The sequence below is a fragment of the Agrobacterium tumefaciens genome, from assembly GCF_017726655.1.
Taxonomy (GTDB): Bacteria; Pseudomonadota; Alphaproteobacteria; order Rhizobiales; family Rhizobiaceae; genus Agrobacterium; species Agrobacterium tumefaciens_B.
This window is the reverse complement of sequence record NZ_CP072309.1, coordinates 17,603-42,271: the sequence shown is the minus strand read 5'-3', so window position 1 is coordinate 42,271 and position 24,669 is coordinate 17,603. Positions and strand designations below refer to the sequence as shown.

Annotated in this window: 19 protein-coding genes; 13 read left to right on the top strand and 6 right to left on the bottom strand. The window is 56.3% G+C overall.

Going from position 1 to position 24,669, the window contains the following annotated elements:
• Nucleotides 1-502: 502 nt before the first annotated feature.
• The gene (locus tag AT6N2_RS14370; protein WP_209091860.1) at nucleotides 503-1,240 is read right to left on the bottom strand and encodes a DeoR/GlpR family DNA-binding transcription regulator; all 738 of its coding nucleotides are present in this window, start codon (nucleotides 1,238-1,240) and stop codon (nucleotides 503-505) included.
• A gap of 333 nt (nucleotides 1,241-1,573) precedes the next feature.
• Here AT6N2_RS14370 and AT6N2_RS14365 point away from each other — a divergent pair, with 333 nt between their 5' ends.
• From AT6N2_RS14365 to AT6N2_RS14330, 8 genes are all read left to right on the top strand, one after another.
• Entirely contained in the window at nucleotides 1,574-2,620 is a 1,047-nt protein-coding gene (locus AT6N2_RS14365) for an autoinducer 2 ABC transporter substrate-binding protein (protein ID WP_209089783.1), read from the top strand.
• Nucleotides 2,621-2,691: 71 nt separating this feature from the next.
• Entirely contained in the window at nucleotides 2,692-4,191 is a 1,500-nt protein-coding gene (locus tag AT6N2_RS14360) for a sugar ABC transporter ATP-binding protein (RefSeq protein WP_209089780.1), read from the top strand.
• A 13-nt stretch (nucleotides 4,192-4,204) separates the two neighbouring features.
• A complete protein-coding gene (locus tag AT6N2_RS14355) occupies nucleotides 4,205-5,182 on the top strand; it encodes an ABC transporter permease (protein ID WP_135855779.1) in 978 nt (325 codons plus the stop codon).
• Nucleotides 5,183-5,196: 14 nt separating this feature from the next.
• Nucleotides 5,197-6,195, top strand: a complete 999-nt coding sequence (locus AT6N2_RS14350; RefSeq protein WP_010974216.1) for an ABC transporter permease — start codon at nucleotides 5,197-5,199, stop codon at nucleotides 6,193-6,195.
• 4 nt (nucleotides 6,196-6,199) lie between these two features.
• Nucleotides 6,200-7,282: an aldose 1-epimerase family protein gene (locus AT6N2_RS14345; protein ID WP_209089779.1), complete on the top strand. Its 1,083-nt coding sequence runs from the start codon at nucleotides 6,200-6,202 to the stop codon at nucleotides 7,280-7,282.
• 24 nt (nucleotides 7,283-7,306) lie between these two features.
• A complete protein-coding gene (gene rbsK / locus AT6N2_RS14340; RefSeq protein WP_209089778.1) occupies nucleotides 7,307-8,245 on the top strand; it encodes a ribokinase in 939 nt (312 codons plus the stop codon).
• Between the two features lie 19 nt (nucleotides 8,246-8,264).
• Nucleotides 8,265-9,224, top strand: coding sequence for a deoxyribose-phosphate aldolase (gene deoC, locus AT6N2_RS14335; protein WP_209089777.1), 960 nt, complete (start codon nucleotides 8,265-8,267; stop codon nucleotides 9,222-9,224).
• 10 nt (nucleotides 9,225-9,234) lie between these two features.
• Entirely contained in the window at nucleotides 9,235-11,631 is a 2,397-nt protein-coding gene (locus tag AT6N2_RS14330; RefSeq protein WP_209089776.1) for an aldehyde dehydrogenase family protein, read from the top strand.
• A 316-nt stretch (nucleotides 11,632-11,947) separates the two neighbouring features.
• Here AT6N2_RS14330 and AT6N2_RS14325 read toward each other — a convergent pair whose 3' ends face one another.
• Nucleotides 11,948-12,679, bottom strand: coding sequence for a hypothetical protein (locus tag AT6N2_RS14325; protein WP_209089775.1), 732 nt, complete (start codon nucleotides 12,677-12,679; stop codon nucleotides 11,948-11,950).
• A 150-nt stretch (nucleotides 12,680-12,829) separates the two neighbouring features.
• Nucleotides 12,830-13,780 (bottom strand): DUF5655 domain-containing protein, encoded by a 951-nt coding sequence (locus AT6N2_RS14320; RefSeq protein ID WP_209089773.1) that lies wholly within the window; start codon nucleotides 13,778-13,780, stop codon nucleotides 12,830-12,832.
• 128 nt (nucleotides 13,781-13,908) lie between these two features.
• Here AT6N2_RS14320 and AT6N2_RS14315 point away from each other — a divergent pair, with 128 nt between their 5' ends.
• From AT6N2_RS14315 to AT6N2_RS14300, 4 genes are read left to right on the top strand one after another with little or no spacing between them, the layout of a single operon-like run.
• Nucleotides 13,909-15,399 carry a type I restriction-modification system subunit M gene (locus AT6N2_RS14315; RefSeq protein ID WP_209089770.1) on the top strand — a complete coding sequence of 497 codons (1,491 nt, stop codon included), beginning with the start codon at nucleotides 13,909-13,911 and terminating at the stop codon, nucleotides 15,397-15,399.
• The gene (locus AT6N2_RS14310) at nucleotides 15,389-16,693 is read left to right on the top strand and encodes a restriction endonuclease subunit S (RefSeq protein ID WP_209089768.1); all 1,305 of its coding nucleotides are present in this window, start codon (nucleotides 15,389-15,391) and stop codon (nucleotides 16,691-16,693) included. Before AT6N2_RS14315 ends, AT6N2_RS14310 begins: the two co-directional genes overlap by 11 nt.
• 5 nt (nucleotides 16,694-16,698) lie before the next feature.
• Nucleotides 16,699-19,713 carry a type I restriction endonuclease subunit R gene (locus tag AT6N2_RS14305; RefSeq protein WP_209089766.1) on the top strand — a complete coding sequence of 1,005 codons (3,015 nt, stop codon included), beginning with the start codon at nucleotides 16,699-16,701 and terminating at the stop codon, nucleotides 19,711-19,713.
• A gap of 1 nt (nucleotide 19,714) precedes the next feature.
• On the top strand, nucleotides 19,715-20,458 hold the full coding sequence (locus tag AT6N2_RS14300) for a M48 family metallopeptidase (RefSeq protein ID WP_209089765.1): 744 nt from the start codon (nucleotides 19,715-19,717) through the stop codon (nucleotides 20,456-20,458).
• A gap of 325 nt (nucleotides 20,459-20,783) precedes the next feature.
• Here AT6N2_RS14300 and AT6N2_RS14295 read toward each other — a convergent pair whose 3' ends face one another.
• Nucleotides 20,784-21,143 (bottom strand): hypothetical protein, encoded by a 360-nt coding sequence (locus AT6N2_RS14295; protein WP_115062882.1) that lies wholly within the window; start codon nucleotides 21,141-21,143, stop codon nucleotides 20,784-20,786.
• A gap of 84 nt (nucleotides 21,144-21,227) precedes the next feature.
• Nucleotides 21,228-21,806 carry a recombinase family protein gene (locus tag AT6N2_RS14290; protein WP_209091859.1) on the bottom strand — a complete coding sequence of 193 codons (579 nt, stop codon included), beginning with the start codon at nucleotides 21,804-21,806 and terminating at the stop codon, nucleotides 21,228-21,230.
• A 199-nt stretch (nucleotides 21,807-22,005) separates the two neighbouring features.
• Between AT6N2_RS14290 and AT6N2_RS14285 the strand changes: the two genes are divergently transcribed.
• The gene (locus AT6N2_RS14285; protein WP_209089764.1) at nucleotides 22,006-22,308 is read left to right on the top strand and encodes a hypothetical protein; all 303 of its coding nucleotides are present in this window, start codon (nucleotides 22,006-22,008) and stop codon (nucleotides 22,306-22,308) included.
• A 1,327-nt stretch (nucleotides 22,309-23,635) separates the two neighbouring features.
• Here AT6N2_RS14285 and AT6N2_RS14280 read toward each other — a convergent pair.
• Entirely contained in the window at nucleotides 23,636-24,628 is a 993-nt protein-coding gene (locus AT6N2_RS14280; RefSeq protein WP_209089762.1) for a site-specific integrase, read from the bottom strand.
• Nucleotides 24,629-24,669: the final 41 nt, after the last annotated feature.

The window sequence follows — 24,669 nt, the reverse complement described above, 5'->3', positions numbered from 1 at the left end:
CGGTGAATGGGGTCATTGATATGCTCGGCCTGGTGGCGCAGTTTTCCCGAGCCGTCATTGTCATGTCGTCAACCGTTCCGAAATGAAGATTTCCTGTTGGCTGTCGTTATTCAAGAACGGCCCGCTATGTGTCGACACCTAATTCGAAGAATGGGGTGGGACAAGAAAAAATGGGGCGACAAAAGCGGCGCTGGGCGGTTTGGCGAGCATGCAAGCCGAGTTTCGGCAAGCGGAGTGTCTTCGCGCGGCTTGGTCAGTCAGCGCATGTCAAACGTCAACCTATGGCCAAGGCGCTTTAGATGTGGCGCACCCCTAATGCTCGTGCAGGTGTTTCGACACTCGCCTTGTATCCAGGCCATCAATCAGTCGCAACCGCTTTGCGCGGTCGGATCGTCTTGCCGGTCCCGCTGTCCTTTTTGCCAACTATCTCGGATGACTGGGGCGTGGTACAGAAAAAATCCCTAGATGCATCACTCTCGTATCGAATGGCAGCAAGCCATTGTCAGCTTATCTTAACCCATGGTGCAGGCTGATCGGACACAATAGAATTGAAATCGCTGATGGAAGCGTAACGTGCGGCTCGCACCTTGGTGAACTTGCTGCTGTCCACGACAAGATGCTTTTGGACCGAGCGCTGCATAACGATCTGCTTGATTGGCACTTCATGGAAGTGCGAACAGGTCACGCCATGCTGTTCGTCTACGCCGCCGGCAGATAAAAATGCCTTGTTAATGTTGATGCGCTTCAGCACCTCGATGCCCTCATCACCTGAAAACGAGGCCGCTTCCGGGTGATAAACCCCTCCAAGCATGATCAGGCGGGCATCGCTTCTTCTCGCCAGCTCCTCTGCAACATTAAGGGAATAGCAGATGACGGTGACATGGGCATTTGCCGGAATCTGCCGCGCCAAATGCGGCATCGTCGTTCCGCAATCGATAAATACAGTATCATACGGTTCGATCAGAACCGCCGCCTGCGTACAGGCCCGCGCTTTTGCAGTCGCGTGACTGTCCTTCTCCTGCTCCAGCACATAGTCGCTGCTAACGTTGCCGTCCTGAACCGGAACAATATATCCGCCAAGACAGCTTAGCCGCTCGCCATCGGCAGCAATGTCGCGCCGAATGGTAATTTCTGAGACGCCAAGCCGGGACGCGGCGTCGCGCAGCCTCAGGATACCCGTCTCCTGAACCAGCCCAGCCAAGGCATCCAACCTGGCATTGTGTGCACTTATTCTACTCACCTTGTCTCCGCTTTCCGCTTGTCGCTGCGCTTCAAATTTCGGTGTTATTTTGCTCGCAATCGCACTTCTCTGCGCTTGACAGGAGAATAACAAACATGAAACGATCGAAACATAATGATCGGATTGTATCATAATAGTTCGCATTATCGGGAGAGGAAAACAACAGGTTTCTAGGCCACATCTTGGCTAATGCACCGGGGCATGGGAGGCCTTTCCGGGAGAATAAGGAGGCGTCGGACGCGGAAGCGGTTCCGGCGTTAGGGATCGAACATTTTCGGGTGCTGCGACTGGAGTTGGTCCGGCACATTGCGGTTTCAAAGGGAGGAGTTATTCGTGAACAAGATTTTCACTACCATAGCGCTTGCTGCAACGCTTTCGGCCTCGGCTGTTTTTGCGCAAAGCGCCGTCGATGCATCTAAGGTCAACAAGGAGCTGATCACAGCGGCGAGCGGCAAGAAATACACCATCGCAACTGTCGTGAAGGTGGATGGTATTGCGTGGTTTGACCGCATGCGTGATGGCGTCGAGCAGTTCAAGGGCGATACCGGAAACGATGTCTGGATGGTTGGCCCAAGCCAGGCTGATGCCGCCGCTCAGGTGCAGATCGTTGAAAACCTCATCGCACAGGGCGTTGATGCGATCGCCATCGTGCCGTTCTCGGTCGAAGCGGTAGAGCCGGTGCTCAAGAAAGCCCGAGATCGGGGCATCGTCGTCATCAGCCATGAGGCTTCCAACATCCAAAACGTCGATTTCGACATCGAAGCCTTCGACAACAAAGCCTATGGCGCCAACCTGATGAAGGAACTTGGCAAATCCATGGGCGGTAAGGGCAAGTACGTCGCCACCGTTGGCAGTCTGACTTCGAAGTCGCAGATGGAATGGATCGACGGCGCCGTCGAGTACCAGAAGGCAAACTTCCCGGAAATGTCGCAGGCGACCGAGCGGCTGGAAACCTATGACGACGCCAACACCGACTACACCAAACTCAAGGAAGCAATGACTGCCTATCCGGACATTACCGGTATTCTCGGCGCGCCGATGCCGACATCCGCAGGCGCTGGCCGCCTGATCGCCGAGGGCGGCCTGTCGGGCAAGGTTTTCTTCTCGGGAACGGGCCTGGTTTCCGTTGCCGGCGAATACATCAAGAACGATAATATCCAGTACATCCAGTTCTGGGATCCGGCCGTGGCCGGTTATGCCATGAACATGCTGGCTGTCGCGGTTCTCGAGAAGAAGAATGAGCAGATCAAGGCGGGTCTCAACATGGGTCTGCCCGGTTATGAAAGCCTGCTGGTTCCTGACGCCTCCAAGCCACACCTGCTCTACGGCGCAGGTTGGGTCGGCGTGACCAAAGAAAACATGGACAAGTACGACTTCTGATCCGAACCACGGAGGGAGGGGCAACTCTCTCTCCGTGCACCCCCGTGTTTCCAGCCTTGCACGAGGCCATTATGACTGAAAATCTGATCGAGCTGCGCCACATCGGTAAGCGGTTTGGCGGCGTGAAGGCGCTCGATGACGTATCGTTGAGCATTCGCCCTGGCGAAATCCATTGCCTTGCCGGGGAAAACGGTTCCGGCAAATCCACCGTCATCAAAATCATGTCCGGGGTTTACACACCCGAGGACGGTGAAATTCTGATCGACGGGAAGCCTGTCGGCAAACTCGATCCGGTAAAATCCGTTCACCACGGTATTCAGGTAATCTATCAGGATTTTTCGCTGTTCGGTAACCTGACGGTCGCCGAGAACCTGGCCATCAATACCTTTCTGATGGAAGGTCGCAAGACGGTCGACTGGCGACATGTCCGTGAGCTGGCCCAAAAGGCGTTGGACCGCCTCGGCGTGAGCATCGATCTTGATACGGATGTCGAAACCCTGCCGACCTCTGGAAAGCAGATCGTGGCGATTGCCCGTGCCGTCATGGCCGATGCACGCCTGATCATCATGGATGAGCCGACGACGGCGCTGACGCGCCATGAGGTTGATGCCCTCTTCAAGATTGTGCGTGACATTCAGGCGCAGGGCATCGCCGTGCTCTTCGTCAGCCACAAAATGCGCGAGATGCTCGAAATCAGCGAGCGTCTGACAGTTTTCCGCAATGGCAAGAAGGTGGCCGAAGGGCCGATCGCCGAATTCGATGAGCCGGCAATCACCCGCGCGATGACCGGGCAGGAGCTGACCGCTCACAGCTACCAGTGGGCACCGCAGGAAGGTGCCGATACACCGGTGCTGGAGGTCCGCAACCTCTCGGTTCCGGGTTCCGTGGAAAACACCGACCTGACGTTAAGGCCGGGCGAAATCGTCGGTATTTCGGGTTTGATCGGTTCCGGGCGTACCGAACTTGCGCTGGCGCTGTTTGGCATGCGCCCCGATTTTACCGGTTCAGTGCGCCTCGCAGGCCGCGAGGTTCACCCAAGGACCGTTCAGGAGGGTATTGCCTGCGGTGTCGCTTATGTGCCGGAGGATCGCCTGACCGAGGGTCTATTCCTGACGCAATCGATCGAGCGCAACATCATTGTCACGTCGATTGAGAAATTCGTCCGCGGTCTTTTCATCAATCGTAAAAAGGCGGACGAGACGACCCGCGAAATGTTCTCGGCCATGCAGATCGTGGCACCAGGACCGCACACGCCGGTCAACCATTTGTCCGGTGGCAACGCACAGCGCGTCGTTCTGGCTCGCTGGTTGTTGACTGGGGCCAAGGTGCTGATCCTGAACGGCCCGACCGTCGGCGTCGATGTCGGTTCCAAAGCACAGATCCACACTATCATCCGCAAGCTGGCCGAAAAGGAAGGGCTGGCCGTGCTGATGATTTCCGACGATGTGCCGGAACTGGTGCAGAACTGCAACCGCGTGCTGGTCATGCATCGCGGCCGTTTCGTTGACGAGTTGTCTGGAGAGAGCATGACCGAAGACGCCGTTAACGACCGGCTCAAGATGCTGAATTGAGGGGCCGCAAGACATGAAATTCCTGAAAAGCACAGAATCCATTATCGCCTGCGTCTTGCTGGCGGCCATGGTCATCATCGGTCTCATCAATCCAGCCTTCTGGTCGCTCGACAACATCTTCGGCCTGTTGCGCTCCAATGTCGTGATTGGCATCATGGCGCTCGGCGTATTGCTGGTGATGATTTCCGGCGGTATCGACGTATCATTCACGGCCTTTGCCATTGCGGCGATGTATCTGACTGTGCGTAGCATGGTCTATCTCGGCTATGACGGCGTGCTCATTCCCTTTGTGGCGGCAACGCTGATTGGGCTCGTTCTCGGTGCTTTCAACGGTTTCATTATCCATCGTTTCAGGATGATCCCGCTGATCGTGACGCTCGGAACCGGATCGATCGTGCGTGGTCTGGTGCTCGGCCTCGTCGGCACCAGCATCGTCAACATCAACAAGATGCCAAAGGAACTGATCGAGTTCGGCAAGACCGATGTGATCTCGCTGACCTCGGCCACGGGATCGACTTTCGGTCTGACCGCGATGTTCCTGGTCTATCTGGGGCTGGCATTGGTCATTCATCTCATCCTGACCTACACCATGATCGGGCGCAGCGTTTATGCGTATGGCGGCTCTCCTGAAGCAGCCAAACGTGTTGGCTTTAATACAGGCGCGACGATCTTCTTTGTCTATTGCGTCGCAGGCGCGCTGGCGGGCTTCTCGGGCCTGCTGCATTCCTCGATGATCTGGCTTGCCAACCCGCGTGATTTTGTCGGTCTCGAACTCGACGTAATCGCGGCCGTGGTTCTGGGCGGTGCATCAATCTTTGGCGGACGCGGTACGGTTCTCGGCACATTGATGGGCGTGTTCATGCTGGTGATGGTCAAAAACTCTCTGATCATCATGAAAGTGGACACGACCTGGCAGCGCGTCGTTGTCGGCCTGATCATCATCATTGCCACCGCCATCACAGCATGGCGCGACCGCAAAAGCATAGCGTGACGGGAGAGCGCATCATGAAAAATTCGTTCGACATGCGTCGGCTTTTCGGCAACGACAGCAACATCATTCAGCTTCTTGTCATCACCGTCATCGTCTTTGCGCTGATGACCTGGATGAACCCCGGCAAGTTCCTGAACTACTACAATTTTGAATCCATCAGCTACATCATGCCCGAACTGGGGATCCTCTCCATCGCCATGATGATTGCCATGCTGACCGGTGGTATCGATCTGTCCGTTGTAGGGATTGCAAATCTGGCGGGTATCATCGCCGGCGTCTATTTTCATTCCACAATGGTTCAGGCGGGGCAATCCTCCACTTCGGGCGTTGTGTTCTACACCGGGCTCGGCATCGTCCTCGCCATGGCGGTCGGCCTGCTGGCCGGTCTGATCAACGGCCTTTTGGTCGCGAAGCTGCGTATTACCCCGATACTGGCGACACTCGGCACAGGTCAGGTGCTGATGGGGCTGGCGCTGGTATTGACCGGCGGCCCGGCAATCGTCGGCTTCCCTGACGCGTGGAACTGGATCGGCAACGGCAAGATCCTGGGTATAGCGACGCCGTTTCTGCTGTTCATCGGCGTCTGCATCACCGTGGCGATCCTGCTGACGCGCTCGACGCTCGGCATTAACCTGATGCTGATCGGGACCAATCCGCGCGCAGCCGTCTTTGCAGGCATCCGCAAGGATCGCATGATGCTCTATTCCTACATGCTGACCGGCGTTCTGGCGTCGCTGGCGGGCATCATTCTGTCTGGGCGAACCAATGCAGCGAAATCCGACTACGGCGCGTCCTATCTGCTTCAGGCGGTGCTGATTGCAGTTCTCGGCGGCACAAATCCGGCAGGCGGGAAGGGGCGGGTTCTTGGCATCGCCATTGCGCTGATCGCCCTCATGCTGCTCTCCTCCGGTTTCCAGATGATGCGGTTCTCCAACCACCTTATCGACTTCATCTGGGGCGCATTCCTCATTCTCGTCATCGCCATCAATGCGTGGCGAAACCCGGGCAGGTGATCCCATGCAGGCGACAGAATTTCATCTCCGCAGGCAGGACTTCGCCGATCTTCCGCATCTTCTAGCCGCAACCGATGGGCTGAAGGTTACCACCTTCCGCTACGCCAGCGGCGTTGAGGCGCTGCAATTGGAGAACCGCCACGGCCGGATCGTCATATTGCCATTCATGGGGCAGATGATCTGGAGCGTCGAGTTCAACGGTGTGGACCTGACTATGGGAAGCCGCTTTTCGATGCCCCGACCTGCCGGTTCAATCGTTGAGACATACGGATGTTTTGCATTCCATAGCGGCATGTTGCGCAACGGATGCCCGTCGCCGCAGGATAATCATCCGCTGCATGGCGAAATGCCCTGTGCCGCCATGGACAAGGCTGGTTTCGCTATCGGTCACGATGCGCGCGGCCCCTATGTTCGGGTAACAGGCGAAGTCGAATATGTCATGGGCTTCGGCGCCAATTATCTGGCCCGACCCAGCGTGACTTTGCATGCTGAGGATACGCTTTTTGACATGGTCATGGACATCCAGAACCTCTCATCAGCGTCCATGGATCTCATGTATATGTGCCATGTAAACTTTGCCTATGCCGAGGGTGCGCAAATCGTTCAGCCGGTGCCATACACCCCGGAGCAGGTGATGGTGCGAACGGCCGTACCCGGCCACGTCACACCAAACCCCGATTATCTTTCCTTGCTGGAGACGCTGGCAAGGCAGCCTTCGGCCATGGAAGTGCTCAACGAACCACAACGTTACGACCCCGAACAGGTGTTCTACATAAACGGCCTGACGGCGGACGGTGAGGGGCTGACGCATCTGATGATGCAACGACGTGAGGGCGACGGCTTTGCCATCTCCTATCCGCTCGCCGCCTTCCCCAAGACAGTGCGTTGGATCCTGGTCAATGGGGATTCGCAGGTTGCCGCTTTTGCCCTCCCATCCACCTGCGAGCCGGAAGGCTATCTGGCGGAGAAGGCCAAGAACAACGTGCAGAGACTATCGCCGGGTGAGCGCAGGGTCTTCCCGGTACGGCTGGGCTATCTCGACCACGCTGCCGCCGATCGGTTCGGCGCCAGGATCAGCGCCCTTTAAAACAGATAAGCAGGGAATATCGGCATGAGTAAGAAAATCGGGGTCGTCGGCTCCAACATGGTCGATCTCATCACCTATGTGGATCGTATGCCCGGACCGGGAGAGACACTTGAGGCGCCCACTTTCGAAATGGGGTGCGGCGGCAAGGGTGCCAATCAGGCGGTTGCCGCGGCGCGTCTTGGTGCCGAAGTGATGATGGTCACCCGGGTCGGGGACGATGTCTTCGCGGATAACACCATCCGCAATCTTGCAAGCTTTGGCGTTGATACGCGTCATGTAGTGAAGGTTCCCGGTAAATCCAGCGGTGTCGCACCAATCTTCGTCGAACAGTCCGGCGAGAATTCCATCCTCATCGTCAAGGGAGCCAATGCCGACCTTTTGCCTGTTGAGGTCGACAAGGCGGCCGGCGATCTCAAAGAGTGCGGCTTGATCCTGATGCAGATGGAGGTGCCAGTCGAGACCGTCTACCATACTATCGAATTTGCAGCCCAGAACGGTATCGAGACGATTCTCAATCCCGCCCCTGCCGCTGCCAATCTCGATCCTGAGCGCATCCGCCAGGTAACCTTCCTCGTGCCGAACGAGAGCGAGCTTGCCTTGCTGTCGGGGTTGCCGACCGACACCGACGAAGACATCGTCAGCGCCGCACGCTCGCTGATCGCACGCGGCATTCGCACCGTCATCGTGACGCTAGGCGGGCGCGGTGCGCGTATGATTACGTCAAATGAAATCGTCAACATCGAACCCGTTAAGGTTACGCCGAAGGACACCACGGGTGCGGGCGATGCCTTTATTGGCTCCTTTGCCCGCTTTTACGCCGAAACGCGCGAGGTCGTATCCTCCCTGAAGAAGGCATCGCTTTACGCGGCGCATTCCATCACCCGTCCCGGAACACAGAAGGCCTATGCCAGCATCGAAGAGTTCGAGGCATTTTGCCGCGACCATGCCGATGCCGCAGCCTGACCAGAAAAATGGACAGAAAATGAGCGAAGCATTCCCCAGAAATAACGGCACCGCTCTCAAACCGGAATGGTTCGAAGATGTGTCGGTCAATCGCAGCGCCTCTGAACGGCGCGCAGCGACGATCACCACCCGGCGCTCGGTCAAGAAGGAATACCAGGTCGCCTGGCAGATCAAGGCCATCACCTGCATCGATCTGACGACGCTCTCCGGCGACGACACGCCCGGCCGTGTGCGCCGCCTGTGCGCGAAAGCGCGCCGTCCGGTCCGGGAAGATATTCTCGAGGCACTCGGCCTTGCGGATGCCGGCATCACCACCGGCGCCGTCTGCGTTTATCCGACCATGGTGCCCCACGCCGTCAAGGCGCTGGAAGGCACGGCTATTCCGGTCGCATCGGTGGCGACGGGCTTTCCGTCCGGCCTGACGCCGCTGCCACAACGGCTGGCCGAAATTCGCTATGCCGTCGAGCAGGGCGCCAAGGAGATCGATATTGTCATTACCCGCGAGTTCGTTCTGACGCAGAACTGGACAGCACTTTATGACGAGATTGCCGCGATGCGTGAAGCCTGCGGCGACGCTCACATGAAAGCTATCCTGGCGACGGGCGATCTCAACACGCTGACCAACGTCTATCGGGCCTCGATGGTGGCAATGCAGGCAGGCTCGGACTTCATCAAAACCTCTACCGGCAAAGAAGAGGTCAACGCCACCCTGCCGGTCAGTCTGACCATGGTACGGGCACTGCGCGATTATGGCGAACTGACCGGCCAGATGGTCGGCTTCAAGCCCGCAGGCGGGTTGAAGACGGCAAAAGACGCACTGTCGTGGTTGACGCTGATGAAGGAGGAGCTGGGCAATCGCTGGCTGGAGCCGGACCTGTTCCGCATTGGCGCCAGTTCGATGCTTGGCGATATCGAGCGGCAGCTCGAACATTTCGTAACCGGCCGCTATTCCAGCGCTCACCACCACGCTGCCGCATAAGGACTGAAAAATGCGACCCATTAAGGACATTTTGGAAACCATGGAATATGGACCTTCCCCCGAAGCCAATGGTGATGTGAAGCAGTGGATCGACACTCACGGACGTTCGTTCGGACATTATATCAACGGCCGGCTTGTTTCTCCCGATGGCCGCAAGACGATTGCCGTCTCAAACCCCGCAAACGGGGACAAGCTTGCGGACATTATTTGTGGCAATGAGGAAGACGTGGATCAGGCGGTCAAGGCCGCCCGCGCGGCCTTCGGAAAATGGTCAAAACTGTCGGGTCACGAACGCGCCCGTTACCTCTACGCCATCGCCCGCCATATCCAGAAGCGCGAGCGCTTCCTTTCCGTTCTGGAAACGATGGATAACGGCAAGCCGGTTCGCGAAACCCGTGATTTCGACATTCCACTTGTCGCGCGACACTTTTACCATCACGCCGGATGGGCTGAAATGGTGGAAGACGAGTTCCGTGGTTTTTCGCCGGTCGGTGTTTGCGGTCAGGTGATCCCCTGGAACTTCCCCCTACTGATGCTGGCCTGGAAGATCGCGCCGGCGCTTGCCGCCGGCAATACCGTGGTGTTGAAGCCCGCCGATCTCACGCCGCTGACGGCTGTCGCGTTTGCGGAAATCTGCCACGAGGTTGGCCTTCCGGCCGGTGTCGTCAACATCGTGCAGGGCGATGGCTCGACAGGCGCTGCGATCTGCGGCCATGACGGCGTCGACAAGGTCGCCTTCACCGGTTCGACCAAGGTCGGCCGCGTTATTCGCGAGCAGATTGCGGGTTCCGGCAAAAAGCTGTCGCTGGAACTCGGCGGCAAGTCACCCTTCATCGTGTTCGAGGACGCCGATCTTGATGCGGCGGTTGAAGGTGTTGTTGACGCGATCTGGTTCAACCAAGGCGAAGTGTGCTGTGCCGGTTCCCGCCTCCTGGTGCAGGAGGGTATCGCCGAGAAATTTTATGCACGCCTGAAAAAGCGGCTGGAAACCCTGCGGGTCGGCGATCCGCTCGACAAGTCGACTGATGTCGGTGCCATTGTTTCCGCCACGCAGGTAAAGCGCATCACGGATCTTGTCCGCAAGGGGGTGGAGGAGGGTGGTGAACTCTGGCAGAGTTCCAATCCGTTACCGTCTACTGGCAATTACGTCGCTCCCGGCTTCTTCACAGATGTCGATCAGGCGTCGACGGTCTGCCAGGTAGAAATCTTTGGCCCGATCGCCGCAGCAACCACATTCCGCACGCCGGATGAAGCCGTTTCGCTGGCCAACAATACCCGTTACGGCCTAGCCGCCTCCATTTGGTCGGAAAACATCAATGTTGCACTCGATGTCGCTGCCCGCGTCAAGGCAGGTGTGGTCTGGATCAACTGCACCAACATGCTGGACGCCGGTGCAGGTTTTGGCGGCTACCGCGAAAGCGGATTCGGTCGTGAAGGTGCGCGCGAAGGGCTTTACGAATATCTGGCGGCAGACTGGGAGAAGAGCCTGCCGGTCGCAAAGCCCGCTGAAGCATTCACGCCATCTGCATTGCCGAATGCTGAGAGCAAGATGGCGATCGACGGCCTTGATCGAACCATGAAAAACTACATCGGCGGCAAGCAAGCACGCCCCGACGGTGGCTACAGTTATTCGGTCCCCGGAAAGGGCAACGCCGTGATTGGTATGGCCGGAATAGGTAACCGTAAGGACATCCGCAATGCTGTGGAAGCCGCGTCCAAGGCAGGCAGCTGGAGTTCCGCAACCGCCCATAACCGCGCGCAGGTGCTCTATTATCTCGCAGAGAACCTCGATACGCGGCGTGACGAATTCGTTGCCCGCATCATCGATAGCACCGGTGTGAGCGAAAAGAAGGCAACGGACGAATTCGACGCGTCTCTGCGCCGCATTTCCTATTACGCGGCCCAGGCCGACAAGTTCGATGGCGCCGTACACTCCACCAGGTCGCGTCACGTCACGCTTGCCATGAATGAGCCGTGGGGCATCGTCGGTATCATTTGCCCGGATGATGCGCCGCTGCTGTCGCTGGTGTCGCTGGTGCTGCCGGCAATCGCCATGGGCAATCGCGTCGTGGTCATCCCGTCATCGCGACATCCATTGATTGCCGGCGATTTCTACCAGGCGCTGGACACGTCGGATGTGCCCGGCGGGGTCATCAACATTGTGACCGGCGAACGCGACATGCTTGCAAAGACGCTGGCCGAGCATGATGAGGTCGCAGCCATCTGGTATTTCGGATCGGCTGACGGAAGCGAGATGGTAGAGCGGGCTTCTGCGGGGAACCTGAAGGCCACTTGGGTCAATAATGGGCGTCAGCCGGATTGGCTTGACCGCACACAAGGGCAGGGACGTGACTATTTGCGAAGGGCGATTCAGGTGAAGAACATCTGGGTCCCATACGGAGCCTGATCGGCATCTCGGCGGATCAATAACTGACAAGTGTGTCTACGGGGGCCAGGCACCCCCGTGAGGTCTTCGCGTGAGATCACCCCTGGGACCGCACCTGCGCGTTGCTGCCGCCAGTCGTTGCTGGCAGCTCTCTCTTCCTTGGACTCGAAGCCACGATACCCTTGCAGCTATGCCGCATTTCGAGTGCGGTGCATTCGACCACTCTGCCACCTCTCCGCATGCGCGAACGCTTGCGTTGCCAGGCCGTTCATATCGGTTGATGCGGCAATCCGACCGGCTAAGCAGTCACTTGCGCCGCATGTGTGGCGGTAGGATTTTAGACAGTTAACGCACCCTGTGCCTTACGAATGCCGCTAAGGAAAGAGGAGAACACGTCTCCTGTCAGCCACTCGTCCTTTGAGGATGATAAACGTGTGAAGCGCTTAAATTGCGAATGAAGCTCAGCGATTAGCTCAGCGTCTTCCTTGCTGATTTTGTTCGTTCGTCGCCCGTGGGAAAGCCGCCAAGCCATCGCGCCGATCTGACGACGATCGAAGTATTCTGGATTACCTAACCGTTCTCTAAGGGTCTCAACAAGGGTGTCCCATTCGCCTTTTAAAATATCCATCATCTCATCGGCAGATGGGTCTGCGCCAGTAGCTACTATGACACTTTCCTCATCAGGTAGTGGGCCATCGACAACCCTATTTATCTCCTCCTGGACCTCGACAATCCTTGATTTATCCATCTCGTCCAGCGCTTCCCGGACTTCTGTGAGTTGATCAGAGATACGTTTAGAGAGACGGTCGATTCGATCCTCCAGTCCCTTATACTCTTCAGAAAACCTCGTGGTTATCTCTTGCGCTTTCGCAACCAACGTTTCGGTATCGGAGCGGAGAACAGACGCCGTCTCCTTCAATTCTGGAATAGCTCGCGTGAAATCGCTGATGGACCGGCCCAAACGGTCTGTAAACGCCAGTAAAACACCGCCAGGACCTAAAACCATTATCCCGATGATGGCGACGATTGGCCACGCAGCAACATCGAGAAACTTAATAAGGAAATCCATTTAAGAGCCGCCCAACAATTTTACCGCTATCAACTGAAGATAGATTTACTACAAGTCAGATACAATCAACTAATAGAGTTGACCACAGCGATTTTTGATAGGCTTTGGCCTTCAGAATATTTCCTGAGCTCCGCTCTAGCTCAGGTTACGCTATCCTTCTTCATAGGCCCGCCGCAGCAGCACCTGTGCTTTCTCAAAATCCAACATCGATTTCAATGAAATCTCTAGATCTCCTGTGCCGTGATGACCGATATTCCTCACATCCCGAGAGAAACCTTCTTCAAGGTCCACTGTAGATGGATCGACTTTAAGATACGCCACCACACTGCGGGCGTGCGGATAGATTTGTAGACAAACAAAGTTTTTGAGGCGCTTAAATCCTGTATACTGCTGCAATTCCTTCACCTGCACGTCATCACCAAGCGCAGAGACAAATTGTTGCACGGCATCGTAGATGTCGCGCAATTCGGGCGACGACTGGGAGAGACGATAGGCCATCCGATTTCTCCAATAGGGATCGCTTTCGTCGGATTCATCTTTCGGGGTGGTCTCTGCAGTTGTGGTGTTACCGGACACCGAAACGATGGTCCTCGCCGACTTAGGTGCATGAACAAGCTCAATCATCAACAGGTCATCACCAAACTTACGGTAACGAATAAGCTCGATGTTTCGTGCAATCTGCTTGACTGCGTGCTCGTCATATCGCGTAAAATCGCCGGCAATACAAAGCAGACGCGGCGAGGTCCAATCTACGGCTTTGGCTGCCTCCGGCCCCAGGCGCTCCATCACCAGCCATTGAAACTCCTTGCGATGATCCAGCAACCAATCGAGGTAGAAGAGCCCTTGATTGATGACATTCTCATTGACCGAACGCTTATATTCGATGATGACGGGCGAATTGTCTTCATCCACACCCAGCGTATCAATCCTGCCGCCATGGACTGCACCAGTTGAATGTTCGCTGGCGAGAAATCGAATTCCAAGGAGAGCTTCTAGGTTTGCCTCGAATAACTTTTGGAGCGATTTCTCGACTTGGACCGCAGCACCGGCAAGCTCCGTCACTTGGGCACCATGGAAATGAAACAGCTTGATATCGCTCAAAATTTACTCCGGTGAAGATCAGAGATTGCATACAAAGTTCTATTCGCCTTTGCGCCGATGTCCAGATAAATTGCCACGCGGCTCCGATTTGCTATTGTGAGCGCTGAGCATGACGGGGAATAAATAACGTGACGACTTTGAGCCTTTCGCAGCTGGAAAACCATCTCTGGCGGGCGGCGGATATTTTGCGGGGATCGATCGATTCCGGCGATTACAAGCACTACATTTTCGGTCTTCTGTTCTTCAAGCGCCTCTCGGATGTCTGGGAGGAGGAGTATGAGGAACGGCTGGCGCGCTATCACGACGCAGATCTAGCCGCCGATCCGGATGAGCACCGCTTTGATATTCCCAAGGCGCATTTCTGGAAGGATGTGCGCAAGCATACGACCGATATCGGCACGCATCTGAACGCCGCCTTCCGCGCCATTGAAGACGCGAACATGAAGCTGCGCGGCGTCTTCCAGGACGTCGATTTCAACAACAAAGAGCGCTTTCCGGATACCATGCTGGAAAAGCTGCTCCAGCATTTTGAGACCTATCGGCTCCGCAACAGAGATGTCGAGCCGGATGTGCTGGGCCAGGCCTATGAATATCTGATCGCCCAGTTTGCCGATGATGCCGGTAAGAAGGGTGGCGAGTTCTACACGCCGAAGATGGTCGTGCGGCTGATCGTCGAGTGCCTGAAGCCGGAAGAAGGCATGTCGATCTATGACCCCACCTGCGGCTCGGGCGGCATGCTCCTGGAGGCGGTGCATCATCTGGAGCGACAAGGCAAGAATCCAAAGAGCCTGTCGCTGTTCGGCCAGGAGCGCAACCTCAACACCTGGGCCATCTGCCAGATGAACCTGTTCCTGCATGATATCGACGATGCGCAGGTTGCGCGCGGCGATACGCTGCTGGAGCCAAAGCATCTGGCGGGCGACAGCGTGAAGGCCATCCGCACCTTTGACCGGGTGCTGGCCAATCCGCCCTTTTCGCTGAAAAGCTGGGGCCATGATGTCTGGTCGAAGGGCGATACCTATGGTCGCGACCGCTATGGCTGCCCGCCGAAATCCTATGGCGACCTCGCCTTCGTGCAGCATATGGTGGCAAGCCTCAAGGCAGACGGCGTCTGCGGCGTGGTGCTGCCCCACGGCGTGCTGTTTCGCGGCGGCGCGGAGGGTAAGATCCGCGAGGGGCTGATCAAGGATGATCTGATCGAGGCGGTGGTCGGTCTGGCACCTAACCTGTTCTACGGCGCCGGCATTCCGGCCTGCATCCTGATCCTGCGTAAACGGAAGCGTGCGGCCCGCAAGGGCCAGATCCTGATCATCAACGGCGCCGAGCATTTTGTCGAAGGAAAGGCACAGAATCATCTGTTGGAGGGCAATGTCGCCACGCTCGCAAATGCTTATAGCGATTTTGTCGATGCCGAGCGGCTGGCACGCGTGGTGCCGGTGAGCGAGATCGAGGCGAACGATTTCAACCTCAATATCAGCCGCTATGTGCATCTGAGCGAACAGGCGGCGGAAGCGGATGTCGCGACGGAAGTGGAAAGGTTAGTGGAACTTCAGGCCGATCGGGATACAGCAGAAGCGCGGATGATGGGCTTCCTGCGGGAGCTTGGCTATGTCGCTTAGCCCGGAAGTCATCGAAGAGTTGAAAAGTGAATGGCTGAGCGAGCTGCCGTCCAGCTGGCGGTTTGCCCGTTTCGGTGATGTTCTTCACATCAAGCGACGACCGATCGAGATGGAGGACCATGTCGAATATATACAACCCGTCATCCGACGAGGGCATGGCGGAATTGAAATTCGCGAAAGACAATTAGGAGCGTGCATCAAGACGAAGGCACAGTTCCTGGTTCATGCGGGCGATTGGCTTATGTCCAAAGTTCAGATTTTGCATCGCGCTTATGGCGTTGTGCCACCCGAGTTGAACAAGGCTATTGCTTCCAGCAGCTACTATGCTTTTGAAATCCAGAAAGACCTTGATCACAAATTCTTGTGGTATTTGTCGCATGCGAACGCTTTCCACAAATCTTGCGAATTGGCCAGCGTAGGCGTTGTTATCGAGAAGATGGTCTTTCGCGCGACCGACTGGCTCGACTTTGAGTTCCCGCTACCCCCGCTACATGAACAACGCCGCATCGCCGAAATCCTGTCCAGCGTCGATGAAGCCATAGCGGCAACGCGGGCAGTGGTCCAGCAGACCAGAAAGGTCAAGCAGGGCGCGCTGGAGCGGCTGCTTACCAAGGGTATTGGTCACACGCGCTTCAAGCAGACGGAGATCGGGGAGATCCCGGAGGGGTGGGAGGTCGTAAATCTGTTCGACGCCCTTCGCGAACCAGTGCGAAACGGATACTCGCCTGTCAGTCCACCGTCGCCTACCGGCGGCTGGCTACTGAGCTTAGGAAGTCTCTCGAATGACGGTCTAACTGGCGAAAATCTCAAGCCTGCACCACTTGACGATCCCAGGATGGGTGCAGCGAGGCTATCCTATGGGGACGTGTTGATCAGCCGCTCAAACACGCCGGATAGAGTGGGAATGGTCGGCATTTACAAAGGGCAACCATCCAACTGCTTCTTTCCCGACCTCATGATTTGCTTGCGTTTCAGGGAGAGCCTGATCAACGCTGACTTTGGTGCGCTTTGGCTCCGTCATTTGCAGGCGACTGGTTACTTCAAGCGTGCAGCGGCGGGCACAAGTGCGAGTATGGTCAAGATCAACCGGGGGCTTCTCTCTCAGATCCGGATTGCTGTTCCCTCGATCGGAGAGCAGAAAACCATTGTGAATAAAATTAATGACATACAGCTCACAATTGCCGCTCTAGAGGATCAGTTGCGTGCGGCGGTTTCTATGAGAGTCACCCTGATGTCCGACCTCCTCACCGGTCGCAAGCGTGTGACCGACGCCCTGCCCATGGCAGCGGAGTAACGCCCATGAGCCACGGCCCCGAATGGCATTTTGCCGAGCGCCCTACGATTGAGCATCTAAAGGCCATGGGCTATGGCTTCGTGGCGCCTGCGGAGCATGCCGCTCTGCGCGAGGGCGAAAATCAGGTTCTGTTCCGCCCGCATCTGATCGAGGCGCTGATGCGCATCAACGGGATAGACCGCGCCTCTACCGAAGCCGCCTATGGCGAGCTTGCCGCGATCAGCGACAACGAGACCTGGCTAAAGGTGCTGCGCGGGGACTATGCCCGCAAGGTGACCGGCCAGGAAACGCGCCAGACGCTGCGGGTGATCGATTTTCTCGACCCCGGCAACAACCAGTTCACCGTCACGCATCAGCTCAGGGTGAAGGCGGAGAACACGCGCAAGCCGGATATCGTTGTATATGTGAACGGTATTCCGCTGGTCGTGATCGAAGCAAAAAGCCCGCTGAACGTAAAGGACAAGACCGGCGAAGCCTTCGAGCAGATCAGGCAATATGAGCAGGACATTCCGCGTCTGTTCTTCTCCAATGTCTTCAATATCGTCACTGACGGTGCGCTGGTGCTTTATGGCGCGACCGGGTCCGGCTCCAAATACTTTGCCGAGTGGCGTGACCCGTGGCCGAAGGTGGAGGGTGATTTTCCCGATACACTCGCCAAGGGTCTTTGGTGCCTGTTGGAGCCGAGTCGGCTGCTCGACCTGATCGCGCACTACGTCGTGTTCGAAAAGACAGAGACCGGCACGATCAAGAAGATCTGCCGCTACCAGCAGTTCCGCGCCGTCAACCGCATCGTGGATCGCGTGATCGAAGGCAAACACCGTCAAGGGCTGATCTGGCACACCCAAGGCAGCGGCAAATCGCTGACCATGGTGTTTGCCGCGCTGAAGCTGAAGACGCACCGGACGATCCAATCCGAGCGGCTCACCAATCCGAACATTCTGGTGCTGACCGACCGGGTGGACCTGCACAGCCAGATCAGCGGAACTTTCGTCGCCTGCGACCTGCCGAACCCGACGGCGATTGAGAGCATCAGGGATCTGCACGCGCTGATCCGGAGCGGCAAGGACGGGCACACGACGCTTTCCACAATCTTCAAGTTCCAGGGCTCGAAGGAGGCGATCGCTAATTCTGAAAACTGGATCGTGATGGTGGACGAGGCTCACCGGACCCAGGAAAAGGATCTCGGCGCATACTTGCGCGCCACACTGCCGAACGCCCGCTTCTTCGGTTTCACCGGCACGCCGGTGAAGAAGGACGACAAGAACACTTACGAAAACTTCGGGGTGCCAGGCGAAGGCTATCTCGACAAATACGGCATTGACGACGCCGTGGCCGATGGCGCGACCGTGCCGATCTACTATACCGGGCGCAAGACCGACTGGCATATCGACGAGGCCAAGATCGACATCCTGTTCGACACCTGGTTTGCCGAACTGGACGACGACAAACTCAACGAGATCAAGAAGCGCGGGGTGCAGATCGAGGATCTGGTCAAGCATCCGCGCCGCATCGAACTGATCGCCTACGACATCTGGACGCATTTCAAGCAATATGCCCAGCCTGATGGCTTCAAGGCGCAGATCGTCGCCATCGATCGTGAGGCGGTGATCCTCTACAAGCAGGCGCTGACCAAGGTCATTGCCGAGGACCTGAAGGCCGACGGCATGGAGCCCGCCGAGGCGCTGGCCCGCGCAGATGCCATGTCGGCCTGCGTCTACTCCGTCAACCAGGAAGACGGCAAGCCGAGCGAGGATGCCCACAGGCAGGCGATCCGCACCGAGCTGAAAGCGCATTATCTGGATGCCGAGGCGGAAAAGCTGGCGAAGAAAGCTTTTGGCCGTAAAGGCGACGACCCGCAGTTCCTGATCGTCTGCGACAAGCTTCTGACCGGCTTCGATTGCCCGATCGAAAGCGTGATGTATCTCGACAAGCCGCTGAAGGAACACGGGCTGCTGCAGGCGATCGCCCGCACCAACCGCGTATCCGACGCAAAGAAGCGCAATGGGCTGATCGTAGATTACATCGGCGTGTCCGGCCATCTGGAGGAGGCACTGTCCTCCTATCGCGCCGATGACGTCAAGAACGCCATGCGCGACCTGGACGACCTGCGCAATCAGCTGCGGGCAGCGCACTCCGCCGTTGCTGCGCTGATAAAGCCGTTGAAGTGCAAGGCGAGCGATAAGGACAGGCTGAAGGCGGAATACGATGCCTTCGTGAAGCTGCTCGGCAGCGAAGACAAATGGTTCGACTTTAAGGCGAAAGCCCGCACCTTCATCGCGCTCTATGAAACGCTGAGCCCGGACCCAAGCGTTCTGGAGTTCACCGCCGATCTAAAGTGGGTCGCCAACTTCCTGCTCTATGGCACACAGCATTTCGAAAAGCGTCAGGCCTTCGATCAGATGAACTACAGCGAAAAGATCCGTGAGATGTTGGAGAAGCATCTGGAGGCGACGGGCCTGAACGTCACGGTCAAGCTGCGCCACATTACGGACCCGGAGTTCTGGGAGGATTTCGATCCCGAGGCCAAGACCGAGGAAGACCTGATGACAGCGGCGATCCGCAAGACGACGGAGCTGCGCAAGACCGTTACCGAGCGCATCGACGACAGCCCGCATCAATATAGCAAGTTCTCCGAGCGCCTTCGCCAGCTTCTGGAAAAGCTCGAAAGCGCGCAGCTCTCTTGGGGCGAAAAGCTGAAGGCTGCGGAAGAGCTGGCGAAAGACATCACGGCCGAGGATGCCGCCCATGTCGAAGCGGGCCTATCCCCCGGCGCCTATGGAATCCTACAGATCCTAAACGGCTTCACCTCAGGACCCGACGGCGAGAATCTGGCGATCCGGCTGGAAGGTCTCTACACCGACCCGGTGACGGCACCGGCAGGCTGGTGGGAAAAGGATGGCCTGCGCAAGAGTCTGCGTCAGCAGGTTCGCTTCATGGCGCATGAGGCTGGCCTGACCCAGTTCCGCCAAATCCCTGAAGAGGTCGAGGCCTACGCACTCAAGCATTTCGTGGGGCAGTGATATGGCCCTCTATCGCATCGGTAGCCAAGAGATCGAATACACCCTGCGACGATCGCCCAGGGCCCGAAAGGCGAGCCTTAGCGTCACGCCGAAATCCTTCGAGCTCCTGGTGCCTGACAGCGCCACCGAAGAACAGATCAGTGCCGTGCTGGACCGCCGACGCGCGTGGATCATAGAGACTGTGCAGCACATGGCGGAACGCGCCAAGGCCCAGACGCGTGTCTACCAGTTCGTCACCGGCGCCAAGATTCCGTATCGAGGACGGATGACGAAGCTGACAATCGAACCGTTCGGCGGTTCTTTGGTAGAGGTTAGCTTCCGGAATGGTTTTCAGATCCGCAAGCCCGCCGACCTGCCTTCCGAGTCGTCCGACGCCATCATCGAGAGCGCCCTCCGGCTTTGGCTGAAGCGCCGTGTGCGCGACGACGCCCGCGACTTCGTCCGCCGACACGGCGAACGTCATCGCTTGAAGCCGCGTGGGGTCCAGATCAAGGACCAGAAACACATGTGGGGCAGCTGCGGCCAGGACCGACAGATCAACCTTAACTGGCACCTGATCTTCGCGCCGAAGCCCGTGCTGGAATATGCCGTGGTTCACGAAATGTGCCATCTGAAGCACCGCAACCACGAGCCGGAGTTTTGGGATCTCGTCGGGCGAGTTCTGCCGGACTGGCAGGAGCGCAAGGCCTGGCTCGACAAGAACGAGCATATGCTGGGGTGGGAGAAGGTGGAACTGTCAGTCTAATTGGCAGTATGCGTTCTTTGACTCGAGGATGGTCACCGGCTGGCTCCGAGCCATTCATCGATGTCGGCAGCGGAAATGGGCGGCATACGTCCGTGAGTGGCTCCAGCGCGTTTACGTTTACGCGCCGATCACCGACCAGCCAGAAGTTCACAGCTTCGAACCAGGGTGGCAGCCTCTGTTCTGAATGCTGAATTTAATGCTTCTTCACGAAGAGATGGACCACGGCCTCTTCAGCCCCGATTTCCACGGTAGAACTACATATCAACGAGGACAGGGAACCAACCTGCGCTGTTTTTCCCTGAAACGTCCAGTTTTTGGAATCCGATTAAAGCACTTTGCGATACTTCAGCTTGGAAAAGAGGGAACCGTTGCCGCTGGCGGCAACTTTCGCCGCAACCCAGTGGCACGCCATAAAAAAAGCTGATGATGCAAATAGTATCCAATCAGCGGAAATGAGGCAAACGATGACTACGGGCCCATAGAAGAAGCACAGGATTTTGTGAATAAACTCGCCGGTCCGCGCAAGCCGCCTCCTTGATTCGATACTTTTTCCGAAAAGCGACCACAGTGTGCCTCCGATGACTACCAATACAGAGCCCAACATAGCTACGGCAAACAGCGTTTGAGCAAAACTGAATTTGATGTTGACTCCAGTTGCGAGTTGAATTGACGTGAAATTTTCCATGTTCCCTACCTGATGTGACAAACTCCATTCACACCAATTGGTTTAAGAATTAATACCGTAGTTGCATCCGACCCAACAAAGCAGTCAAACGCATACCGTTAACACCCTCTCTGATCGAAGGAGCCGTGCCAGCGTTTTTGGATGAACGCCGTAGTTCGCCGCGACCTCCGCGACAGGCTCCAGGTCGATCTCGATTGCCAAGCGCGCAGCTTCGGTCTGCTCTGGTGTCATCGAGCGACGGCGTCCAATCCGCGATCCTCGCGCTCTCGCAGCTTCCATTCCTGCCTTGGTTCGCTCGCTTATGATCGCTCGTTCAAATTCTGCCATTGCTGCCATCATGTGAAAAACCAGCCGTCCGCCCGATGATGATGTGTCGATACTCTCAGTCAAAGACCGGAAGTCACAGCCCCTCTTCGATAGACCGTTCACGGTCTGAATCAGGTCGACAAGAGATCTTCCAAGCCTGTCGAGCCGCCAAACGATGAGCATGTCACCCCGCTTTAGTTTCTTGAGAGCCTTGAGAAGACCAGGACGCTGGAAGTCGGCACCGGATAGTCCGTGATCGGTGCAGATTTCCGAGCATCCTGCCGCCTCCAACGCGGCGATCTGCAGTCCGACGTTCTGTTCGACCGTTGATACACGGGCATAACCGACCAGCTTCATGTTCATCACCTTCACACGCCGTTTTCTTGCTAAGCGATTGACATAAAGGAACCTTTTCGCTCTGTCGGTCATTAAATGGAGCTTCTCCGGAAGCCCTTGAAACTACAGGATGCTTCCAGATAAGCAGTTACACCTGACCTCTATCGGACAAAGGTTCCCTTTCGTTCCCTCGGGTCGTTCGGCTGAAGGGGAAATAGCAATGTTTTTATTTTTGCTGATTGTGTCGGGGTGTGTTTTTGGCGGCGGCAGCGCAATCGTTGCTGCGAATAAAAATCGTAATGCGCTTGGTTGGTTTGTTTTGGGTTTCTGCTTCAGTTTTGTAGCGCTCATAGTCGTTGCTGGCCTGTCTCCGGTCGAACAAGTCAAACGGACTAATCGCGCCAAAAGAGCAGACCCATCGGTCAAGCCGAAAAAGCCTTCACAGACAGAAAACTTTGAATGGAAGGCTGGAGGCGAGTTCACGAGCAAGCCTCAGGACCCAGAACGGCCGTGGTTGGGATAGTCTGGATTTGATTGAATTTACGCTGTCGATACTTGGTGCTTGAAACAATCACACTGACACAGAGAGGCGCACTGGCTACGATTTTCGATGTTCACTGTAATTCCACTGGCATATAGCAGACGCGCGCGTGCGACTCTCTATGAGGCGCTATTGCACGGGCGAAAATTTATAGAGAATTCACGAAAATTCGTAAAATTTTTTCGTAATCCCCCAATAAAATGCTATATTATCTCCAGTTGAACTTTGTTCGATCTTCTTAGGGAGTAATCACCCAAAGATGATTTTCTCGAAGGCTCCGGGTCCGATCCCCGAAGTCACATTGCAAGCGTCCAAGCCATCCTTTGTTGAGGTGGCAACGCCATGGTTCGGGACATGAAGGGAAAGAAGGGCGTAGCGCGACCCCGTGACTAAGATCATGGACAGCCTATGTGCTTCGTCGCCTGTGCGTTTGCACGAATGGACACCGAAAGATTCGGGCTCTGTGTGGTCGCCTTTACGGCGTGGACCACATCCCGAAATTCCCTACAGGTTGAGACGTATGCTTGCAGGGAATGCGGTCTCGGCACTCCGTGCTGCGACTAACCGATGGAGATACGAAGGTATCTCGGATACGGCATTATGGAAGGAAAACGGCATCCGCCTTCCGCGTAGATTAACGCTATTTGCTTTAGCTCTCTGTAGACGCAGATTTACATAGTATCCTCCCTCCCTTGAGACGGTCTAGACATATCAATGTTTTGACTTTGGCTGTTGCCAGAGCTTTATGCTTCAGTCTTAAGGGAGGGGGATAGCTCTATTCCGCAGTTATTTAGTAGGCTATATAGAAGGTTGTTTTCAGAAACTCTAAGGTCATGCTGTTTTAGGCTACTACTCCACTTGCATACCTATCATAAACACCACGGTAGATGCGCCCATTAAATCTTCAGGTGGCGACCGGTGTCTTTTTGCTTCACCACACAAAACGAAAAAAGCGTTCTCATCAAACGTTCAATAGTTACCGAACCTCAACACGCCAAAAATGAACGAAAAAACGTGAAATTACTAGTTTCGCGACAACTTAACGCAAAGATAGCGGAAACGAGTTTCTTATTGCTCATAAGAAGCCCATTGCCAGCCCCGCTTGCTATTCCGCTCGGATTACAGCTGTTCCAGTGTGGCCGACGCCACTTATTTGTCGGAATGTAAATATCCGTCTGCTCGCGGGAGAGGTGGTTTGGCTTCTGAAACTCGGTGGCAACCCAAGGCATCCCCTACGGCTATAGCGAATTTTTCTAGGACTTCGATGTCCTCCGGCGCAGAGCAATAGTGCAAACAGTTCGTGGATCACCTACCCAAGGCGTGCCACGAGATCGTCAGCGGCGAGGTGCGTGTATCTTTTCAACATACGTATCTCCCTATGACCGCTGATGCTGCTGACTTCGATCACGTTCAAACCGCGCTCGAACAGCCGGCTAACACCTTCATGCCGGAGATCATGAAAGCGTAATCCATTTATCCCAGCACGCACCAGCAACCTTCGCCATGCCTGTTCCAGCGTCCCAGCACGCATCGGGAAAATCATAGACTGGTCCACCGCCGGATGTTCCTTCCACGCTAGCAGCATATCGAATGCCCGCTGTGACAGAGGAACGTCACGACCGGAACCATTTTTGGTAAGGGCGAGCGAGAGCACACGGCGATTGTGCGAAAAATCTGTCCACTTCAATCCTAGAAGTTCACCACGGCGCATCCCGGTTTCGATTGCAACGACCAACGGTGCGCGGAGGAAAGGTATTTTTCCGACGTCGCAAGCGTTCAGCAGCCGCTGCTCTTCGTCGGGTGCAAGGCGACGGCTCCGTTCATTGCGGATGACCGGACGGCGAACCAACTTCACGACGTTCTTTGCGATTGGCAAACCCCAATCGCGGATGGCGACTTCGAGGACGTGGCTAAGGATCGCAAGCTCCCGGACAGTCGTAGATGGAGACACACTCTGAAGACGTTCATCCCTTAAGGAAGCGATGTCCTGCTGGCTCAGTCCGATCATCGTCCTGTATGCGAGATCATGACGACGCAGCACATCGATCCGCTGGATCTCTTGGGCGGACCCGCGCTTCAGAGGCGACACTTCGCGCTGGTAACGTTCAAGAAGCTGCCCGAGCGTGGTGCTTTCGAGGATTTTCGTATCCGGTGCCGCGCCGAACCTGTCGACCTGTGTTTCGAGGTCGCGTGCCCACTTTTCGGCTTCGAGCTTGGTGTCGAACGATTTGCAGCGAGGCTTCATACCGCGCCGACGCACCTGAGCCTGCCATCTTCCTCTTAGCTTTCGGATCGTTGCCATCTAAACTCCAATGGTTATTGAAGATCACGCGTAGGACGCCC

Coding starts and splice junctions, on each gene's coding strand:
- AT6N2_RS14280 (WP_209089762.1), bottom strand. CDS start 24,628: ATGGCAACGATCCGAAAGCTAAGAGGAAGATGGCAGGCTCAGGTGCGT.
- AT6N2_RS14350 (WP_010974216.1), top strand. CDS start 5,197: ATGAAAAATTCGTTCGACATGCGTCGGCTTTTCGGCAACGACAGCAAC.
- AT6N2_RS14295 (WP_115062882.1), bottom strand. CDS start 21,143: ATGGAAAATTTCACGTCAATTCAACTCGCAACTGGAGTCAACATCAAA.
- AT6N2_RS14325 (WP_209089775.1), bottom strand. CDS start 12,679: ATGGATTTCCTTATTAAGTTTCTCGATGTTGCTGCGTGGCCAATCGTC.
- AT6N2_RS14290 (WP_209091859.1), bottom strand. CDS start 21,806: ATGAAGCTGGTCGGTTATGCCCGTGTATCAACGGTCGAACAGAACGTC.
- AT6N2_RS14355 (WP_135855779.1), top strand. CDS start 4,205: ATGAAATTCCTGAAAAGCACAGAATCCATTATCGCCTGCGTCTTGCTG.
- AT6N2_RS14330 (WP_209089776.1), top strand. CDS start 9,235: ATGCGACCCATTAAGGACATTTTGGAAACCATGGAATATGGACCTTCC.
- rbsK (WP_209089778.1), top strand. CDS start 7,307: ATGAGTAAGAAAATCGGGGTCGTCGGCTCCAACATGGTCGATCTCATC.
- AT6N2_RS14310 (WP_209089768.1), top strand. CDS start 15,389: ATGTCGCTTAGCCCGGAAGTCATCGAAGAGTTGAAAAGTGAATGGCTG.
- AT6N2_RS14360 (WP_209089780.1), top strand. CDS start 2,692: ATGACTGAAAATCTGATCGAGCTGCGCCACATCGGTAAGCGGTTTGGC.
- AT6N2_RS14285 (WP_209089764.1), top strand. CDS start 22,006: ATGTTTTTATTTTTGCTGATTGTGTCGGGGTGTGTTTTTGGCGGCGGC.
- AT6N2_RS14305 (WP_209089766.1), top strand. CDS start 16,699: ATGAGCCACGGCCCCGAATGGCATTTTGCCGAGCGCCCTACGATTGAG.
- deoC (WP_209089777.1), top strand. CDS start 8,265: ATGAGCGAAGCATTCCCCAGAAATAACGGCACCGCTCTCAAACCGGAA.
- AT6N2_RS14345 (WP_209089779.1), top strand. CDS start 6,200: ATGCAGGCGACAGAATTTCATCTCCGCAGGCAGGACTTCGCCGATCTT.
- AT6N2_RS14300 (WP_209089765.1), top strand. CDS start 19,715: ATGGCCCTCTATCGCATCGGTAGCCAAGAGATCGAATACACCCTGCGA.